The organism is Nevskia soli DSM 19509, assembly GCF_000711955.1.
GTDB lineage: Bacteria > Pseudomonadota > Gammaproteobacteria > Nevskiales > Nevskiaceae > Nevskia > Nevskia soli.
The window spans coordinates 107,563-123,710 of sequence record NZ_JONR01000010.1 but is presented as its reverse complement, the minus strand read 5'-3'; the positions used below and the strand labels follow the sequence as shown (position 1 = coordinate 123,710).

The window sequence follows — 16,148 nt, the reverse complement described above, 5'->3', positions numbered from 1 at the left end:
CCAGAACCTGGCGGCCGGGTGTGACGGTTCGAAAGTGACACGGGACTTGCACTCATACCGCTGACGGATCGGGCTCCCGCCGGCAGTATAGCCAACGGCAGCCCGCCAGACCCGGCTTCAATCGACCTTGAGTCCCTCGGTCAGGATCTTCGGCGTGATGAATACCAGCAACTCGGTCTTGTTGTTGATGACCTGGTTGTTGCGGAACAGGTAACCCAGGACCGGGATATCGCCCAGCATCGGAATCTTGGTCACGGTGAGGCTGGTGGTCTGCTGGTAAATGCCGCCGAGCACCACGGTCTGGCCGTTGTCGACCAGCACCTGGGTATCGACTTCGCGCGTGTCGATCGACGGGGTGCTGCCGCCGCTGCCGGTGCTGATGTTGGTACCGACGCTGTCGTCGTGCACCGCCAGGTCCATGATGACGCGGCCGTCCGGGGTGATCTGCGGCGTGACGTTGAGCGACAGCACCGCGTCCTTGAACGAGACCGAAGTGGCGCCGCTGCTGGTGGACTGCTGGTAGGGAATCTCGACGCCCTGCTTGATCACCGCCGGCTTGGCGTTGGCGGTGATGACGCGGGGGCTGGACACCACCTCGCCCTTGCCTTCGGATTGCAGCGCCGACAGCTCCAGGTCGACCAGGGTGTTCTTCGCCAGCAGCGACAGGGCGATGCTGCCCGGGGTGCCGGAAGACGCCGGCGCCGGCAGGTTGACGTTGTAGTTGGTGCCGCTGGGAGAGGGCACCGTGAACTTGCCGTTGGTGCTGGTGGTGAAGCTGTTGACGGTGGAATCCGTCGCCGTATTGCTACCGCCGGTGGTCAGGAAATTCTGGCCCAGGTTGCCGACGAAGCTCACACCGAACTGCGTGCCCAGGTCCTTCTCGAAATTGTCGTTGGCGACGACGATGCGCGACTCGATCAGCACCTGGCGCACCGGGATGTCGAGGTGCTGTATCAGCGCACGGATTTCTGCGATCTTGTCGCGGGTCTCCAGCACCAGCAGGCTGTTGGTGCGATCGTCCACGGTGACGCTGCCGCGCTCGGAGAGGATCGAATTGGACTTGTTCTTGACGATATTGCCCAGGTCGGAAGCCTTGGCATAGTTGATCTGGATGATCTCGGAACGCAGCGGCGACAATTGCGTCTTCTGCTTTTCCGCCTCGGCCTCGGCGCGCTCGCGCGAAGCGATTTCCTCCACCGGCGCCACCAGCATCACATTGCCTTGCCGGCGCATGGCCAGCCCCTTGGTGCGCAGGATGATGTCCAGCGCCTGGTCCCAGGGCACGTTCTGCAGGCGCATGGCAATCTGGCCGCTGACGCTGTCGCTGACGATCATGTTGGTGCCGGCGACGTCGGCGATGATCTGCAGCAGCGAACGGATATCGACGCTCTGGAATGACAGGCTGATGCGCTCGCCGGTGAAGGTCGGCTGTTCACGCTGTTTTTCCGCCAGCTTTTCCTGCGATAGCGGCTGCAACTCGAGCACGAACTGGTCGCCGGCCTGGTAGGCCACCTGCTCGAAATCGCCGCCGGCCCCCGGCGTCACCACGATGCGGGTATCGACGCCGTCACGCTGCGCGTCGATGAATTTCACCGGCGTGGCGAAATCGAGCACGTCGAGACGCTTGCTCAGGCGATCCGGCAGCGCGGTGTTCTTGAAGCGGGCGACGATCTTGCCGCTTTCCTCGTGCACATCGACCACGGCGCGCGGATCGGACAGGGAAACCAGCACGCGGCCCTCGCCTTTCTCGCCGCGGCGGAAATCGATCTTGTTGATCAATGCGGCGGAAACCTGCTGCGTCGGGGCGGTGGACCGCGCCGAACTGCCGGCCGCGGGGCCGGCGAGGTCCACCACGATGCGATTGCCGTCGACGGTGATGTTGTAGGCGGTGGGCTGCACCAGCTCGACCACCAGGCGGGTGCGGCCCTGCGCTTCCACCGCGGCAATCGAACGGACCTGCCCGACGCTGACCTTGCGGTAACGCTCGGCCAGGGCCAGATGGGTGTCCGGCAGGTCCACCGACAGGCGTGCCGGCTTGTCGATGGCGAATACCGCCGGCTGCGGCGCGGCTTCGGACAGGGTCAGGGTGATCTGCACCCGGTCGCCGTCGAGCGCGGCGAAATCCACCGCCTTCAATTCACGCGCCGACTGTGCCTGTGCCGGCAAGGTGCCGCAGGCCAGCAATGCAAGCAATGCCAGGCCACGTGCGGCGCAGCGTTTGAAAGACGTTCGTTCGGCGCGGGCCGGAGCGGGTTGTCCGAGAATCTGGCTGAACATAGTACTGCTCCCTTATTTCTGGTCGGCAGCGAGACTGGCTGGCTGCTCTTTGAATCCACCGAAGCCGTCCGGGACGATTTCGTCCAGGGAAATCTCGCTTTCGCTGATCCTGGTGATCTTGCCGAAGTTCTGCCCGATGTAGTTGCCGACGCTGACCCTGTGGATCACCCCATCCGGCGCCCTGACCAGGGCGTAGACAATCTTGTTGTAGTCGATCAGGCCGACCATCTTCAGCGCGTCCAGGGGAAATTCCTCCAGCGGCTCGCGGTTGCGGCTCATGTCGGGACGCACGCCCTCGCCGTTGCGCGCACTCTCCGGCACGCTCGGCGTGAACGGTTCGCGGCGATCACCGGCGACGTAGGCAAAGGCTTCGTACTGCTTGATCTGCGGGATCGGATCGATCTTGGTGCTCTTGCGCGCCTTCACCTGCGCAATGTACTGCTGCAGTTCGTCCATGTCGCTGGAGCAGGCGCCGAGCAGCGTCACCGCCACCAGCAGCAGTCCGCAATGGAGCTTGCGCGCAATCATTTGCCACCCCCGGCCGGGGCTGGCGCGCCCGCATCCTGATAGCGGTAGGTCTTGGCCAGGGCGCTCAAGCGCAGCGTCCCCTTCTTTTCCGCCGGCTTGATGTCGATTTCGTCGATGACGACGATGCGCGGCAACGCGGCGACGCCGCTGACGAACTGCCCCATTTCATGGTAACCGCCGGTCACCGTGATTCGGTTCGGCATTTCCACGTAAAAATCCTTGGTGATCTCGCTCTGCGGCTGGAACAGCTCTTCCTGCAGGTTGCTGGCGATACGGGTCTGCGAGATGTCGTTGAGCAGGTTGGCCACCTCGGCCTTGCTCGGCAATTGCCGCAGCATGTCGCCGAAGGAATGCTGCATCTCCTCCAGCTGCGCCTTGTAGGCATCGAGCGCCGCGACTTTCTGCTGCTTGTTCTCGAATTCCTGACGCAGGCCGACTTCTTTTTGCTGTTCCTGGCCGAGCTGCTCGTATTCCGGCTGCACCAGGAAGTAGACGCCGAAACCGACGATCAGCAGGGCCAGCAGCACGCAGGCGGAGATATGCACCCAGCGCGGCCAAGCGCCGGGGTTCTGCATGTCCAGCGTTTGCAGCTGTTCCAGAATTTCGCGCGGGCTCATTTCCGGGGCGCTCCCGCGGCGGGCTGGGAACTGTCCGTCGCCTTGGTGAGGTTGGTGACCTTGAGCTGGAACTCGCTGCTGCGCAAGCGGTTCTTGTCGCTGGTCCGGATCACCACCAGCTTGGGATCCTTGAACCAGGGCGAGGAATCGAGGTTCTTCATGTAGGCGGAAATGCGGCCGTTGGATTCGGCGACCCCGTCCAGGGTGACGTCCGTGCCGGTCTGCTTGATGCTGGTGAGATAGACGCCGTCGGGAAGCGTATTGATGATCTCGTCGAAGAAATGCACGGTGGCGGAACGGCTCTGCTGCAGCTGTTCGATCACCCGCATGCGCGCCAGCAGGTTGGCCTTGACCTTCTGCAGCTCCTGGATTTCCTTGATCTGCTTGTCCAGCGCAGCGATTTCGGTCTGCAGGATCTTGTTGCGGTCCTGCTGGTGCGAAATGGCCTCATCCATGGCGAAGTAGGCGATGCCGACCAGCGCTGCGCTGGCCAGGAAGGTGATGCCGAGGAGCAGCATGAACTGCTGCTTGCGGCGCTGGCGGCGCTCGGCGCGCCAATCGAGCAGGTTGATTTTTGTCATGGACTGCCTTCCTTAGCCAGCCACGTCGAAGGCGCGATAGGCCAGGCCCGCCGCGATCAGCAGCGAAGCCTCGTCCTGCGCCAGTTGCGCCGGCTTGGCGCGAGCCGCCACCGACATCTGCGCGAACGGGCGCGCCACCACAGTCGGGATCTGCAGGCGCTCCTGGATGGCGGCATCGACGCCCGCGATCTGCGCGCAGCCGCCGGCCAGGATCACCTGGTCGATGGTGCTGTGCTGCGAGGAAGCGGAAAAGAAGAACTGCAGCGAACGGTCGATCTGCTGCGCCATGTCGGCGATGAAGTGCGCCAGCACTTCGCTCTGGTAATTTTCCGGCAGGGTGCCGAGCCGCTTGCCCTTGGACGCTTCTTCCTGCGACATGCCGTAGAAGCGCATGATGTCCTCGGTCAACTGGCGGCCGCCGAAGGCCTGGTCGCGCGTATAGGCGGTCTGCAGGTCGTGCAGCACCATCAGCGAGGTGGTCGACGCGCCCATGTCGACCACGGCGATGGTCTTGCCCTTGCCGCCCTCGGGCATCTGGTGGCGCAGGAACTGGCAGGCGTTTTCCAGTGCGTAGGCTTCGATATCGACCACCACCGGCTTGAGGCCGGCGATTTCCAGCGCCGCCATGCGCTGCTCCACCTGTTCCTTGCGGCAGGCGGCGAGCAGCACGTCGACGGAAGTCTTGTCCTTGGCCGAGGGGCCGAGGATCTGGAAGTCCAGGTTGACCTCCTCGATCGGGTACGGAATGTACTGGTCGGCCTCGGCCTTGATCTGCTCTTCCATGTCCTGCTCGGAGAGCGAGGCCGGCATGGAGATCTGCTTGGTGATGACGGAGGAGCCGGCCACCGCCACGGCGGCATTCTTGGTGCGGGTGCCGGCGCGGTTCACCGCGCGCGCGACAGCTTCCCCGACCACACGGGGATCCATGACCTGCTTGTCGTTGACGACGTTGCCCGGCAGCGGTTCGACCGCGTAGGCCTCGACGTTGTAGCGATCACCGCGTTTGCTCAGTTCCAGCAACTTGACCGCGCTGGAACTGATGTCCAGGCCGATCAACTCGCCACTGCCGCTCCCGAACAGCGACTCCATGAAGGACATATCGCCCTCGCACCCCAGATACCGAGCCCCCAACAGGCCCCCCGCAGATCACCAATTCCTTTAATGACTCTGCCCCGATTCCACCTTAATATAACGGATGTATTCTGCCACGCAACTATAAGTTACTTCTCCAAGTGCCTGAAAGCAGTCCCAAACCAGGCAACGAGCATAGGCCGGCAAGGCCACCCGAGGGTCCGGTTTGAATCTATACCTGCGTGTTGTACTGATCGCTGCCGCCGTTCTTGCGACCGGCATTCTGTGCGCGATCCTGGGCTTTTTCGGCGTGCGGGCCTATTACGAGCCGCGCCTGCCTTCGGTCGACAGCCTGCACGAACTGAAGCTGGGCATCCCTTTGCGCGTCTACAGCCAGGACGGCGCCCTCATCGGTGAATTCGGCGCCGAGCGCCGCGACCCGCTGCGCTACGAACAGATTCCCCCGCGCCTGGTGCAAGCCTTCCTCGCGGCTGAAGACGACCGCTTCTTCGAGCATCCCGGCGTCGACCTGCAGGGCCTGCTCCGCGCCGGCGTGGTGCTGGTCACCACCGGCGAGAAACGCCAGGGCGGCAGCACCATCACGATGCAGCTCGCGCGCAACGTCTTCCTCAGCCCGGAACGCAGCTTCACCAGGAAAATCAAGGAGATCCTGCTTGCCCTGAAGATCGAACGGGAGCTCAGCAAACAGCAGATCCTGGAGCTGTACCTGAACCGCATCTTCCTCGGCAACCGCGCCTACGGCGTCGGTGCCGCGGCCCAGGTGTACTTCGGCAAGGACACGGCCCAGCTCTCGCTGGGCGAAATGGCCACCCTGGCCGGCCTGCCCAAGGCGCCCTCGCGCGACAACCCGATCGCCGACCCCCGGCGCGCCCAGGAACGCCGCGACTACGTGCTGCGCCGCATGCACGATCTGCACTTCGTCGACGACAACAGCTACAAGCTGGCCGTGGCCGAACCGATCACCGCCCACGAGCATGTCGCCAGCGTGCAGCTGGAGGCCAGCTACGTCGCCGAAATGGCGCGCGCCGAAATGGTCGCCAAGTACGGCGAGGCCGCCTACAGCGACGGCTATTCGGTCATCACCACCATCGATTCGACCCGACAGAAGGCGGCAAATGCCTCCCTGCGCGGCGGCATCTTCGCCTACGAGGAGCGCCACGGTTACCGCGGCGCGGAGGCGAAGCTGCCAGCCGCCGCCCTGGCCGCGCTCGACAGCGACCCCAATGGCGAGATGATCCAGGCGCAACTCGAGGCGCGCCCCCAGGCCGTGTCGATGATCGCCGGCGTGGTGCTGCAGTTCTCGCCGGAATTGCTGCGAATCCAGACCGAAAGCGGCGTGGTCGACCTGCCCAAGGCGGGTTTCGACTGGGCCAGGCTGTCCGACAAGAAGCCGCTGAACCGCGGCGACATCGTGCGGCTGGCCCGCGTCGGCGGCGCCTGGCGCCTGGCGCAGCTGCCGAAAGTGGAGGGCGCGCTGATCGCCCTCAACCCCACGGATGGCGCGGTGCAGGCCCTGACCGGCGGCTACGACTTCTTCCTCGGCGCCTACAACCGCGTCACCCAGGCCAAGCGCCAGCCCGGCAGCGGCTTCAAGCCGTTCCTGTATAGCGCAGCCCTGGCCAAGGGCTACACCCCGGCCTCGGTGTTCCTCGACGCCCCGGTGGTCTACGTCAACGCCAATCCGGACGACGACTGGCGCCCCGGCAACTACGAGGGCAAGTTCAACGGCCCGATGCGGCTGCGCGAGGCCCTGGCCGAATCGCGCAACCTGGTTTCGATCCGCGTGCTGCAGGCCGTCGGGCTCGACTACGCCATCGACTACGCCGCCAAGTTCGGCCTGCCCAGGGACCGGCTGCCGAAGGACTTGACCCTGGCCCTGGGCAGCGGCGCGCTGACCCCGTGGGAAGTGGCGCGCGGCTACGCGGTGTTCGCCAATGGCGGCTTCCTGGTCGACCCGTACTTCATCCAGTCGATCCACACCGCCGACGGCAAGGAAATCTTCCACGCCCAGCCGAAGCAGGCCTGCCCGGCTTGCGATGTTCCGGCTGCCGATCCGGCCGCACCCGTCGACGGCAAGGTCGCGGCAACTACGCCGCCCGCCGCCCCTGCGCCCGAAATCGCCGCCGCCGATCGCGCACCGCGCGTGATCGACGCCGACGTCGACTACCTCATTACCAGCATGATGCACGAGGTGGTGACACGCGGCACCGGCGCCGCGGTGCGCTCGCTGGGCCGTGACGACCTGGCCGGCAAGACCGGCACCACCAACGACTTCACCGACGCCTGGTTCAACGGTTTCAACCCGGCGCTGGTCACCATCACCTGGATCGGCTACGACCAGCCCACCACCCTGGGCCACGGCGAAGTCGGCGCCAAGGCCGCGCTGCCGGTGTGGATGGATTTCATGAAAGTCGCCCTCAAGGGCGTGCCGCAGCAGACGCTGCCGCGCCCGCCGAGCGTGGTGCAGGTGCCGATCAACCCGGCCAACGGCAAGCTGCTCCCCGCCGACGCGCCGGGCGCGATCCTCGAAGTGGTGCAGGCCGATCACGTGCCGCCGGCGGACGACGGCAAGAGCGCCCTGGGCGACCAGCCGGCGGGCTCGGAGATCTACTGATGGCGCAGCACCACCGGCCCGGCGCGGACCGCGGCGGCGCCGGCGCGTTGTCCAGCCCGATCGTGCAGGAAGCCGCGCGCATCCTGTGCGAGGAGGCGGTGATCGACTACCGCACCGCCAAGCTCAAGGCCGCGCAGCGCCTGGGATTGGGCGGCAACACGCCATTGCCGGACAACGCCAGCATCCAGGCCGCCGTGATCGACTACCAGCGCCTGTTCGGCGGCCGCGAATACGCCGAGCGCTTGCGCCAGCTGCGCGTCACCGCCGTGCAGGCGATGCGCCTGCTGGCCGAATTCCAGCCGCGCCTGAGCGGCGCCGCCGTCAGCGGCGCCATCACCGCGGCACACCGCGTGCAGCTGCATGTCTTCGCCGACAAGGCGGAAGCCCTCGACCTGTTCTTCGAGGACCGGCAGATCCCCTACCGCCAGGACGATCGGGTCTATCGCTATCCCAACGGCAACGAGGAAAACGTGCCCCTGCTGCGCTTCGAGGCGGGAGAGGTCGGCGTGGATATCGCCATGTTCGGCGAGGACGATCTGCGGCGGGCGCCGTTGTCGCCGAGCGACGGTTTGCCGGCAAAGCGCCTGACCCTGACCGAGGCGGAAATCCTGGCGAAGACCGAAGTGGACGCAATCCTGGGAACGGACGCGGCCTGAATCGGCTTTGCAGCCCTGCGGGCCTCGAACAAGGAGAGAGGCGGCCAGTCCCTCAGCTGCGCTTCACCGCCAGCGGCGCAAACGCCTGGCAGGTCGGCATCATGGAAATCGTGTTGATGTTGACGTGCCCCGGCCGGCTGACGACCCAGTGCACGGTGTCGGCGATATCTTCCGGGGTGAGCGGGCTGGTCCCGGCATAGACCGCCTTGGCCTTCGCCGCATCGCCGCCGAAGCGCACCAGCGAAAACTCGCTCTCCGACAGCCCCGGCTCGATCTCGCTGACCCGCACCCCGGTGCCGATCAGGTCGGCCTTGAGGTTGAGGCTGAACTGGCGCACGAAGGCCTTGGTGCCGCCGTAGACGTTGCCCCCCGGATAGGGCCACTCGCCGGCGGTGGAGCCGAGGTTGATGACGTGGCCGCGGTTGCGCGCCACCATGCCGGGCAGCAGCGCGCGGGTGCAGTACATCAGGCCCTTGATATTGGTATCGACCATCAGCTCCCAGTCGGCGAGCTCGGCCTTGTGCCCGGGCTCCAGGCCCAGCGCCAGCCCGGCGTTGTTGACCAGCACGTCGACCTCGGCGAATTCGGCCGGCAACGCGGCCACCACGCGCGCCACCGCGGCGGCATCGCACACATCCAGTTCCAGCGGCAGCAGGCGCGGGCCGAGTTCCTCGCGCAAGGCCTGCAGGCGCTCGAAACGGCGGGCGGTGGCGACAACCTTGGCGCCATCGGCGATGAAGCGGCGCGCGATGGCGGCGCCGAAGCCGGCGGAAGCGCCGGTGACGAAAACGATCATAAAGGCGGTGGCCAGTGGCTAGTGATTAGTGGCCAGTTTAAAGCAGGCAGTGGAGCGCTTCAGCTTTTACTGGCCACTAATCACTAGCCACTGGCCACCGCTCTTCTATGCCGTCGCGGCCCGCGTCGGCATGGCCAGCCCATGCGACACCATCTTCATCACGTCATCGATGACCTGGCGCTCCGGCAGCTTGCCCTGCCACAGGCACCAATGCATGCCGAGGAAGTGGCCGATGCCCATCAGCGCCCAGGCCCGCGCCTCGGCGTCGCCGGGACCGATCTCACCGCGCCGCACCGCCTCGCTCAGCCCCTCGCTGTAACCCTTGGCCAGGCGCTCGTAGTATTCGCGGAACACCGCCTCGTCGACGAACTGCGCTTCCTGCACGATGCGATACAGGCCCGGGTGCTTCTGGGTGAACTCCAGGAAGCCCTGCAGGCTATAGCGCTCGGCCTCGAGCCGGTCGGCGGCGTCGCCGGTGGCGAGCAGCATCTGCTTGCGCAGCTTGCGGCCGATATCGCGCACCAGCGTGACGAAAATCTCTTCCTTGCTGTGGAAGTACAGGTAGAACGTACCCTGGCCGACACCGGCCCGGGTGGTGATGGAACTCACCGAGGCGGCGTGGAATCCCTTGCCGCCGAATTCCTCTTCGGCCGCGCTGAGCAGCTTGCGCCGGGTCGCTTCACCGCGAGCGGTAACCGGCACCAGCTCTTTGAGTATCTGGGCCTTCGGCATCATGGCCGCGCAAACTCCATTGATTCACATAGGACCGGAGCTTAAATCATGGGTTGCCGGAAATGGCAGCGATTTCCGGCACATGAAGCGGGTGCGACCGTGTTTTCCGATGCACGGTGGTTCCCGGCAGAATATCGGTCAACGACGGTTGGCAATCGCGCCAGTCGCCGCCGCGGCGCCCGGCAAGACGGCGACACCACCGGAACCGCCGCGCCGGGCACCGTACTCCAGCGTACGCAGGAACCCGGCGCGGCAGGGCTTGGGACTAGTCAGAGGCTCCCTAGGAAACCGACCGCAGCCGCCGCCCATCCCGCGCCGCGGGGCCGGGGCGGCGCAGGCCGCTGTCCTTGAGCCAGGCGAGGCAATCCTCGAAGGCCCGCGAGATGCGCGTCTGCATGCGGATGCGTTCCAGCTTGGGCCAGGTGGCCCGCTCGCCGTCGCGGATATAGCGCTGCAGATCCTCCGCCGTCAGGTTGGCGAACATGCGCATCAGCTGCGCCGGGCTCTGGCGCGGGAAGATGCTGACATCGCCGCTGTAGCGCTGCTGCAGGATGTCGTTGAGCGCGTCGACGATGCGGCCGCCGGCGAAGCTGTGGCTGTACTGGCGCGCCACTTTCAGCGCATCGCGCCCGGTGACCGTGGCGATCTCGCGGGCGAAGCCGAACAGGCCGCGCTTGCGCGGCTCCAGTTCGCGCATGAACGGCACCACGTGCGGATTGGTCTGGCTGACGATGTAGTGATTGACGTTGTGCAGGCGCGCCAGCCGCAGCATCGGCAGGTCGTTGGCGATGGAGCCGTCGACCCAGCGCTTGCTGCGCATGTAGGGCACGATCTCGCCGCTGTAGTCCAGCGCTTCCAGCATCACCGGCGGGAATACGCCCGGCACGGCGCACGACGCCATCACCGCGCTGCGCACCACCACATTGGGCGCGGTCAGGTAATTGAGCAGGCGCGGCTGCTGATTGGCCTCCGCCGGGGACACGGTGACGCCGAGGATGCGGCGGGTGCGCTCGAACGATTCGAGGAAGCTGCCGGGATGGACGTTGCGGGTCAGGCAGTCCTGCAGCTGCGCCGGATCCATCAGCGACTTCTGTTTCAGCGCCTGGCGCAGGCTGACGCTCTGGAACGCCTGCACATTGAGGTTCTGCGAGTCGAAGATTTCCGGCAGCTCCTCGTCGGTGCGGGTACAGGCCATCGAAGCGATGATCGAGCCGGCGGAAGAGCCCGAGATGACGCGCGGCAGGTTGCCGCTTTCGAACAGGGCCTTGATCACCCCCAGGTGGAACATGCCCAGGGTGGCGCCGCCCGACAGCAGCAGGGCGGAACGGCCGAAACTGGTGCCGGTGCGCTTGAAGAACAACACCTTCTCGGCCGCGCTGAAATCGGGAAAGTCGCCGACGCAGATGTAGTCGAGGCAGCGCGCCGCCTCTTCCAGGTATTCCTCGATCAGGCGCTTGGTGCCGATACGGGAATAAGCATAGAGCAAGGGGTTTGCCGTATTGCCCAGGTTGCCGTGCAAGCCTTCCGCCAGATCATGCACCAGGCGCCGCACATTGCCGGCGCGGCGCAATTCGCGCATCCGCGCCAGTCGCTCGCGGATCAGCAGGTAATCGTAGTCGTCGCTCATCTCGTCCTGTTTCCAGGCATCGCCGCCCTCGAGGCGGTCGAGATCGAGCGCGATATCGCGCCAGGAGCTGTAATCCTGGGCGTTGTCGAGTTCCCTGAGGCGGCTGGCGATCAGCTTTTTGGACATGGCGGCGGCAGGGAGTGTAGCGAGTTGCACACGGTTTGCGGCAAGGCAGGCAATAATAACCATCGGGGAAGAACCGGCAGCACCAGAAAGGGGCGCCGGCACGGCTATTTTTCCCTGTCAAAACAATGGCACGCGCGCCCGCTAGAATGGGGGTTCGCAATTCGACCCAACATGAAAGCCGCCCGCGACTACAAATCACTGCTGCTGGCAGCCATCACCCTGGCGGTGTTCGTCATCGCCATCTGGGTGCTGCACCACAGCCTCGCCAAGCTGCGCCTGTCCGATGTGCTGGCCAGCATCGAAGCGGAGCCGTGGCCGCGCGTGGCCGCCTGCGCCTTCTTCAGCGCCTGCAGCTACGGCATGCTGACCTTCTACGACTACCTGGCGCTGCGCGGCGTGCGCCATCCCCTGCCCTGGCGGCGGGTCAGCCTGACCTCGTTCATCGCCTTCGCCATCGGCCACAGCGCCGGCCTGTCCATGCTCTCCGGCGGCTCGGTGCGCTACCGCAGCTACATCAAGGAGGGACTCAGCGCCTTCGAAATCGCCGGCGTGGTAGGGCTGGTGTCGGTCACCTTCGCCCTGGGCATCGGCACCATGCTGGGGCTGTCGCTGCTGCTCGAATCGCAGCAGGCGGCGCGCATCCTGCACCTCGACCACGCCTGGGAAGCACGGCTGCTGGGCACGGCGATCTTCGTCCTGATTCTCGGCTACCTGTGGCTGACCCAGCGCATCAAGCGCCCCCTGCGCATCCGCGAACGCGAATTCCGCCTGCCGCCGTTCCACATCGGCCTCGGCCAGATCGTCGTGGCCAGCATCGACCTGTGTTTCGCCGCCGCCTCGCTCTACGTCCTGCTGCCCGACGGCATCCCCCTGCATTTCTTCAGCTTCGTCGGCCTCTACGTGCTGGCGCTCCAGTCCGGCGTGATCAGCAATGTGCCCGGCGGCGTCGGCGTGTTCGAATCGGTGCTGATCCAGCTGTTGCCGGGCGGCGCCACCGCCGAGCTGGTCAGCGCGGTGCTGCTGTACCGCTTCATCTATTACTTCGTGCCGCTGGTGCTCGGCGTCGGCCTGTTCGCCGGTCGTGAGGCGATGCGATGAAGCAGTGGCGGTACGCGCGGCAGGCGGCCGAAGCCCTGCGTCCCTGGATCGAACGCTTCGCGCCGCACGTGGCCGCGGGCGGCGTGTTCCTCGCCGGCGTGATCCTGCTGCTGTCCGGCGCCACGCCGGAAATCGACAGCCGCATGGAATGGCTGCGCGGCCTGGTGCCTGACCCGGTGCTGGAAATGTCGCACCTGATCGGCAGCGCCGTCGGCGTCGGCCTGCTGATCCTGGCGCGCGGCCTGTACCAGCGCCTCGACGGCGCCTGGTGGACCACCATGGTGCTACTCGCCGGCGGCATCGCCGCCTCGCTGCTGAAAGGCCTGGACTACGAGGAAGCGACACTGCTGTCGGCGGTGGGACTGGGCCTGTGGTTGACCCGTGACCGCTTCTACCGCCGCGCCTCGATGCTGGACCTGCGCTCCTCCCGCGCCTGGGTCATCTGCACCGTGCTGGTGGTCGGCGCGGCGGTGTGGGTGTCGATGGTGTCCTACCGCGACGTGCAGTATGCCCACGAGCTGTGGTGGCAATTCGCCTTCGACGACGACGCGCCGCGCGTGATGCGCGCCGGCCTGCTCACCATCCTGCTGGCGGCCGGTTACGTGCTGTGGCAGCTGCTCAGCCCGCAGCGCGAGGAACCCGAACTGCCCGACGCCGACGCCATGGCCAGGGCCACCGCCATCGCCATGAGCAGCCAGGACACCCTGTCCTACCTGGCCCTGCTCGGCGACAAGCAGCTGCTGTTCAGCGAGGCCGGCGACGCCTTCATCATGTACCAGCGCTCCGGCCGTTCGATGGTGGCCCTGGGCGACCCGGCCGGCAACCCGGCGCGCTTCGAGGAGCTGTGCTGGAAATTCCGCGAGCTGTGCGACCGCAATTCGAGCTGGCCGGTGTTCTACCAGGTCAGCTCCGAACAGCTGCCGCTGTACCTGGACCTGGGCCTGGAGCTGGCCAAGCTGGGCGAGGAGGCGCGGGTGCTGCTGCCGGAGTTCTCCATGGAAGGCTCCAAGCGCAGCAGCCTGCGCAACGAATACCGCCGCAGCGCCAAGGAAGGCGCCAGCTTCGGCGTGCTCAGCCCGCAGGAAGTGGCGGAGCAGATGCCGCGGCTGAAGGAAATCTCCGACCAGTGGCTGCACAACAAGTCGGCGGCCGAGAAAGGCTTCTCGGTGGGCCGCTTCGACGCCGAATACCTGCGCCGCTTCCCCTGTGCCTGCGTCTACCGCAACGGCCAGATCGTGGCCTTCACCAATCTGTGGCTGTCACGCACCCGCGACGAATTCTCCATCGACCTGATGCGCTACGGCGCCGAGGCGCCGAAGGGCGTGATGGACTACCTCTTCATCGAGCTGATGCTGTGGGGCAAGAAGGAAGGCTACCGCTGGTTCAACCTCGGCATGGCGCCGCTGGCCGGACTGGAAAACCACCCGCTGGCGCCGTTCTGGCACAAGCTGGGGCGCATCGTGCATCGCTACGGCGAAACCTTCTACAACTTCGAAGGTCTGCGTCGTTACAAGGACAAGTTCGGACCGCAGTGGCGGCCGCGTTACATGGCCTCGCCCGGCGGCCTGGTTCTGCCGCGCGTTCTGCTCGACACTGCGGCGCTGATCGCCGGCGGCATGCGGGAGGTGGTGTGGAAGTGAATCGACTGACTCGAGGCGCCGGTGCCCTGCTGCTGGCGCTGGCCATGGGCGGCCTTGCCGCCTGGGCGCCGCCGGCTGCCGCGGCGAACGCCGCCGTTCCGGTGCAGAAGGCCGCGGCCCAACCGGCTGCGCCGGTGCCGCTGGAGAAGCCCGACACCACGCCGCTGCCGCCGAACGCCGAGCGCATCGTCCACGGCCGCTTCAGCGAAGTAGTGATGTACCGGCCGCAAGGGCAGCCGCACAGCTTCGTGCTGTTCCTCACCGGCGAGGAGGGCTGGACGCCGCAGGCGGTGGCTACCGTGCAGGCGCTGGTGCAGAAGGGCGCAATGGTCGCCGGCATCAGCCTGCCGCGCTTCCAGCGCACGCTCGATGCGCAAGCGGGCACCAACTGCGAGTACATCGCCGGCGACTTCGAGAACCTCAGCCACTTCGTGCAGGCCTACTACAAGCTGTCCGATTACCTGCCGCCCGTGGTGGTCGGTCTCGGCGCCGGCGGCGCGCTGGGTTATGCCGAGCTCGCCGAAGGCTCCGCCGACGCCACCGGCGGCGCGCTGCTGCTCGGCTTCAAACCCGGACTGCGGCAGCACAAGCCGCTGTGCACCGGCTACGCCCTGGCCACCGACCGGCACGTCGAGGGCGAGGGCTTCGACGTACTGGCGGCGAAGGCCGTGACGGTTCCCGTCACCCTGTTCACCGATGCCGGCGGCGAGACGGCGGCGAAGCGCTTCGCCGGCCAGCTCGGCCAGGGTAGCGCCATGACCCTGGCCGAGGGCGCGGGCGGCACGCCGCAGCCTTTCCTCGATGCCTTCGGCAAACTGACCGCCACGCTCAAGCCCAGCGCTCCGGCGGCGCCGGCCGGTCTCAACGGCCTGCCGGTGATCGAAGTGCTGCCCAAGGCCGGCGTGCCGCAGACCGACGCCTTCGCCATCCTGATCAGCGGCGACGGCGGCTGGGCCGGCCTGGACCAGGAAGTGGCCGACGCCCTCTCCGCCCAGGGCATTCCGGTGGTCGGCGTCGATTCCCTGCGCTACTTCTGGACCCCGCGCACCCCCGAGTCCGCCGCCGCCGACACCGACCGCATCATCCGCTACTACCTGACCCAGCTGAAAAAACAGCAGGTCATGCTGATCGGCTATTCGCAGGGCGCGGACGTGATGCCCTTCATCATCAACCGCCTGCCGGCGGAGACCCGCAAACACGTGGCCCTGGGCGCCGTGATGGGCCTGTCCGAGCACGCCCTGTTCGAATTCCACCTCGGCAACTGGGTCAATGCCACCCAGGACCAGGGCCTGCCGACCGCGCCGGAAATGGAAAAGCCGAGCGACATCCCGATGCTGTGCATCTACGGCGAGGGCGAAACCGACACGCTCTGCCCCAAGCTCGATCCGCAGAAGGTGCACGTGGTCAAGCTGCCGGGCGGCCACCATTTCGGCGGCGACTACAAGCGCCTGGCCAAGGAAATCATGGGCACCGCCAAGCTGCAGCAGGTGGCGGTCACCGACGCGGCGCCCGCCGCCGCCTTCGGCCAGCAAACTTCCCCCGGCGCCAGCAGTCCAAGCGACACCAACAACGAGGAAGGACCCGTCATGCTCAACCTGCACGTCATGATCACGCCGCTGCTGTCGCTGATCGCCGGAATCCTGATTCTGGTGATGCCGCGCCTGCTCAACTACATCGTCGCGATCTACCTCATCGCCATCGGCGCGCTGGGCCTGATCCACTTTCATTGAAGCAGTGGTTAGTGGTCAGTGATTAGTGATTAGC

The 16,148-nt window shown here is 66.2% G+C and carries 13 protein-coding genes; 5 read left to right on the top strand and 8 right to left on the bottom strand.

The window, feature by feature from the left end; all coding sequences use genetic code 11:
- Window positions 1-117: 117 nt before the first annotated feature.
- Genes BP26_RS0106865 through BP26_RS0106845 form a run of 5 tightly spaced genes read right to left on the bottom strand, consistent with a single transcriptional unit; the run spans window position 118 to window position 5,101 of the window.
- On the bottom strand, window positions 118-2,277 hold the full coding sequence (locus BP26_RS0106865) for a type IV pilus secretin PilQ (protein ID WP_029919835.1): 2,160 nt from the start codon (window positions 2,275-2,277) through the stop codon (window positions 118-120).
- A gap of 12 nt (window positions 2,278-2,289) precedes the next feature.
- On the bottom strand, window positions 2,290-2,805 hold the full coding sequence (locus tag BP26_RS0106860) for a pilus assembly protein PilP (protein WP_029919834.1): 516 nt from the start codon (window positions 2,803-2,805) through the stop codon (window positions 2,290-2,292).
- Window positions 2,802-3,422 (bottom strand): type IV pilus inner membrane component PilO, encoded by a 621-nt coding sequence (locus BP26_RS0106855; protein ID WP_029919833.1) that lies wholly within the window; start codon window positions 3,420-3,422, stop codon window positions 2,802-2,804. Before BP26_RS0106855 ends, BP26_RS0106860 begins: the two co-directional genes overlap by 4 nt.
- Complete coding sequence (locus tag BP26_RS0106850) at window positions 3,419-4,003, bottom strand: PilN domain-containing protein (RefSeq protein WP_029919832.1); 585 nt, start codon at window positions 4,001-4,003, stop codon at window positions 3,419-3,421. Before BP26_RS0106850 ends, BP26_RS0106855 begins: the two co-directional genes overlap by 4 nt.
- Before the next feature lie 12 nt (window positions 4,004-4,015).
- Window positions 4,016-5,101, bottom strand: a complete 1,086-nt coding sequence (locus BP26_RS0106845; RefSeq protein WP_157572400.1) for a pilus assembly protein PilM — start codon at window positions 5,099-5,101, stop codon at window positions 4,016-4,018.
- A 199-nt stretch (window positions 5,102-5,300) separates the two neighbouring features.
- Between BP26_RS0106845 and BP26_RS0106840 the strand changes: the two genes are divergently transcribed.
- Together BP26_RS0106840 and BP26_RS0106835 are read left to right on the top strand one after the other, a co-directional pair.
- The gene (locus BP26_RS0106840) at window positions 5,301-7,709 is read left to right on the top strand and encodes a penicillin-binding protein 1A (protein ID WP_029919830.1); all 2,409 of its coding nucleotides are present in this window, start codon (window positions 5,301-5,303) and stop codon (window positions 7,707-7,709) included.
- A complete protein-coding gene (locus BP26_RS0106835; RefSeq protein ID WP_051748501.1) occupies window positions 7,709-8,365 on the top strand; it encodes a hypothetical protein in 657 nt (218 codons plus the stop codon). The genes BP26_RS0106840 and BP26_RS0106835 overlap by 1 nt, the downstream gene beginning before the upstream one ends.
- A 52-nt stretch (window positions 8,366-8,417) precedes the next feature.
- Here BP26_RS0106835 and BP26_RS0106830 read toward each other — a convergent pair whose 3' ends face one another.
- The 3 genes from BP26_RS0106830 to BP26_RS0106820 all read right to left on the bottom strand — a co-directional run bounded on the left by BP26_RS0106830 (window position 8,418) and on the right by BP26_RS0106820 (window position 11,646).
- On the bottom strand, window positions 8,418-9,161 hold the full coding sequence (locus BP26_RS0106830; protein WP_029919828.1) for an SDR family oxidoreductase: 744 nt from the start codon (window positions 9,159-9,161) through the stop codon (window positions 8,418-8,420).
- A 105-nt stretch (window positions 9,162-9,266) separates the two neighbouring features.
- The gene (locus BP26_RS0106825) at window positions 9,267-9,896 is read right to left on the bottom strand and encodes a TetR/AcrR family transcriptional regulator (RefSeq protein ID WP_029919827.1); all 630 of its coding nucleotides are present in this window, start codon (window positions 9,894-9,896) and stop codon (window positions 9,267-9,269) included.
- A 277-nt stretch (window positions 9,897-10,173) separates the two neighbouring features.
- The gene (locus tag BP26_RS0106820) at window positions 10,174-11,646 is read right to left on the bottom strand and encodes a DUF3336 domain-containing protein (protein ID WP_029919826.1); all 1,473 of its coding nucleotides are present in this window, start codon (window positions 11,644-11,646) and stop codon (window positions 10,174-10,176) included.
- 171 nt (window positions 11,647-11,817) lie between these two features.
- Between BP26_RS0106820 and BP26_RS27430 the strand changes: the two genes are divergently transcribed.
- From BP26_RS27430 to BP26_RS0106810, 3 genes are read left to right on the top strand one after another with little or no spacing between them, the layout of a single operon-like run.
- Window positions 11,818-12,744 (top strand): lysylphosphatidylglycerol synthase domain-containing protein, encoded by a 927-nt coding sequence (locus BP26_RS27430; protein ID WP_051748498.1) that lies wholly within the window; start codon window positions 11,818-11,820, stop codon window positions 12,742-12,744.
- Window positions 12,741-14,384, top strand: coding sequence for a bifunctional lysylphosphatidylglycerol flippase/synthetase MprF (gene mprF, locus BP26_RS27425; protein WP_051748496.1), 1,644 nt, complete (start codon window positions 12,741-12,743; stop codon window positions 14,382-14,384). The genes BP26_RS27430 and mprF overlap by 4 nt, the downstream gene beginning before the upstream one ends.
- Window positions 14,375-16,114 (top strand): DUF3096 domain-containing protein, encoded by a 1,740-nt coding sequence (locus BP26_RS0106810; protein WP_051748495.1) that lies wholly within the window; start codon window positions 14,375-14,377, stop codon window positions 16,112-16,114. The genes mprF and BP26_RS0106810 overlap by 10 nt, the downstream gene beginning before the upstream one ends.
- Window positions 16,115-16,148 lie beyond the last annotated feature (34 nt).

What these genes read in the sequence shown, in the direction of transcription:
- BP26_RS0106825 (WP_029919827.1), bottom strand. Translation starts at nt 9,896, where the DNA reads ATGATGCCGAAGGCCCAGATACTCAAAGAGCTGGTGCCGGTTACCGCT.
- BP26_RS0106845 (WP_157572400.1), bottom strand. Translation starts at nt 5,101, where the DNA reads ATGTCCTTCATGGAGTCGCTGTTCGGGAGCGGCAGTGGCGAGTTGATC.
- BP26_RS0106820 (WP_029919826.1), bottom strand. Translation starts at nt 11,646, where the DNA reads ATGTCCAAAAAGCTGATCGCCAGCCGCCTCAGGGAACTCGACAACGCC.
- BP26_RS27430 (WP_051748498.1), top strand. Translation starts at nt 11,818, where the DNA reads ATGAAAGCCGCCCGCGACTACAAATCACTGCTGCTGGCAGCCATCACC.
- BP26_RS0106830 (WP_029919828.1), bottom strand. Translation starts at nt 9,161, where the DNA reads ATGATCGTTTTCGTCACCGGCGCTTCCGCCGGCTTCGGCGCCGCCATC.
- mprF (WP_051748496.1), top strand. Translation starts at nt 12,741, where the DNA reads ATGAAGCAGTGGCGGTACGCGCGGCAGGCGGCCGAAGCCCTGCGTCCC.
- BP26_RS0106865 (WP_029919835.1), bottom strand. Translation starts at nt 2,277, where the DNA reads ATGTTCAGCCAGATTCTCGGACAACCCGCTCCGGCCCGCGCCGAACGA.
- BP26_RS0106860 (WP_029919834.1), bottom strand. Translation starts at nt 2,805, where the DNA reads ATGATTGCGCGCAAGCTCCATTGCGGACTGCTGCTGGTGGCGGTGACG.
- BP26_RS0106850 (WP_029919832.1), bottom strand. Translation starts at nt 4,003, where the DNA reads ATGACAAAAATCAACCTGCTCGATTGGCGCGCCGAGCGCCGCCAGCGC.
- BP26_RS0106835 (WP_051748501.1), top strand. Translation starts at nt 7,709, where the DNA reads ATGGCGCAGCACCACCGGCCCGGCGCGGACCGCGGCGGCGCCGGCGCG.
- BP26_RS0106855 (WP_029919833.1), bottom strand. Translation starts at nt 3,422, where the DNA reads ATGAGCCCGCGCGAAATTCTGGAACAGCTGCAAACGCTGGACATGCAG.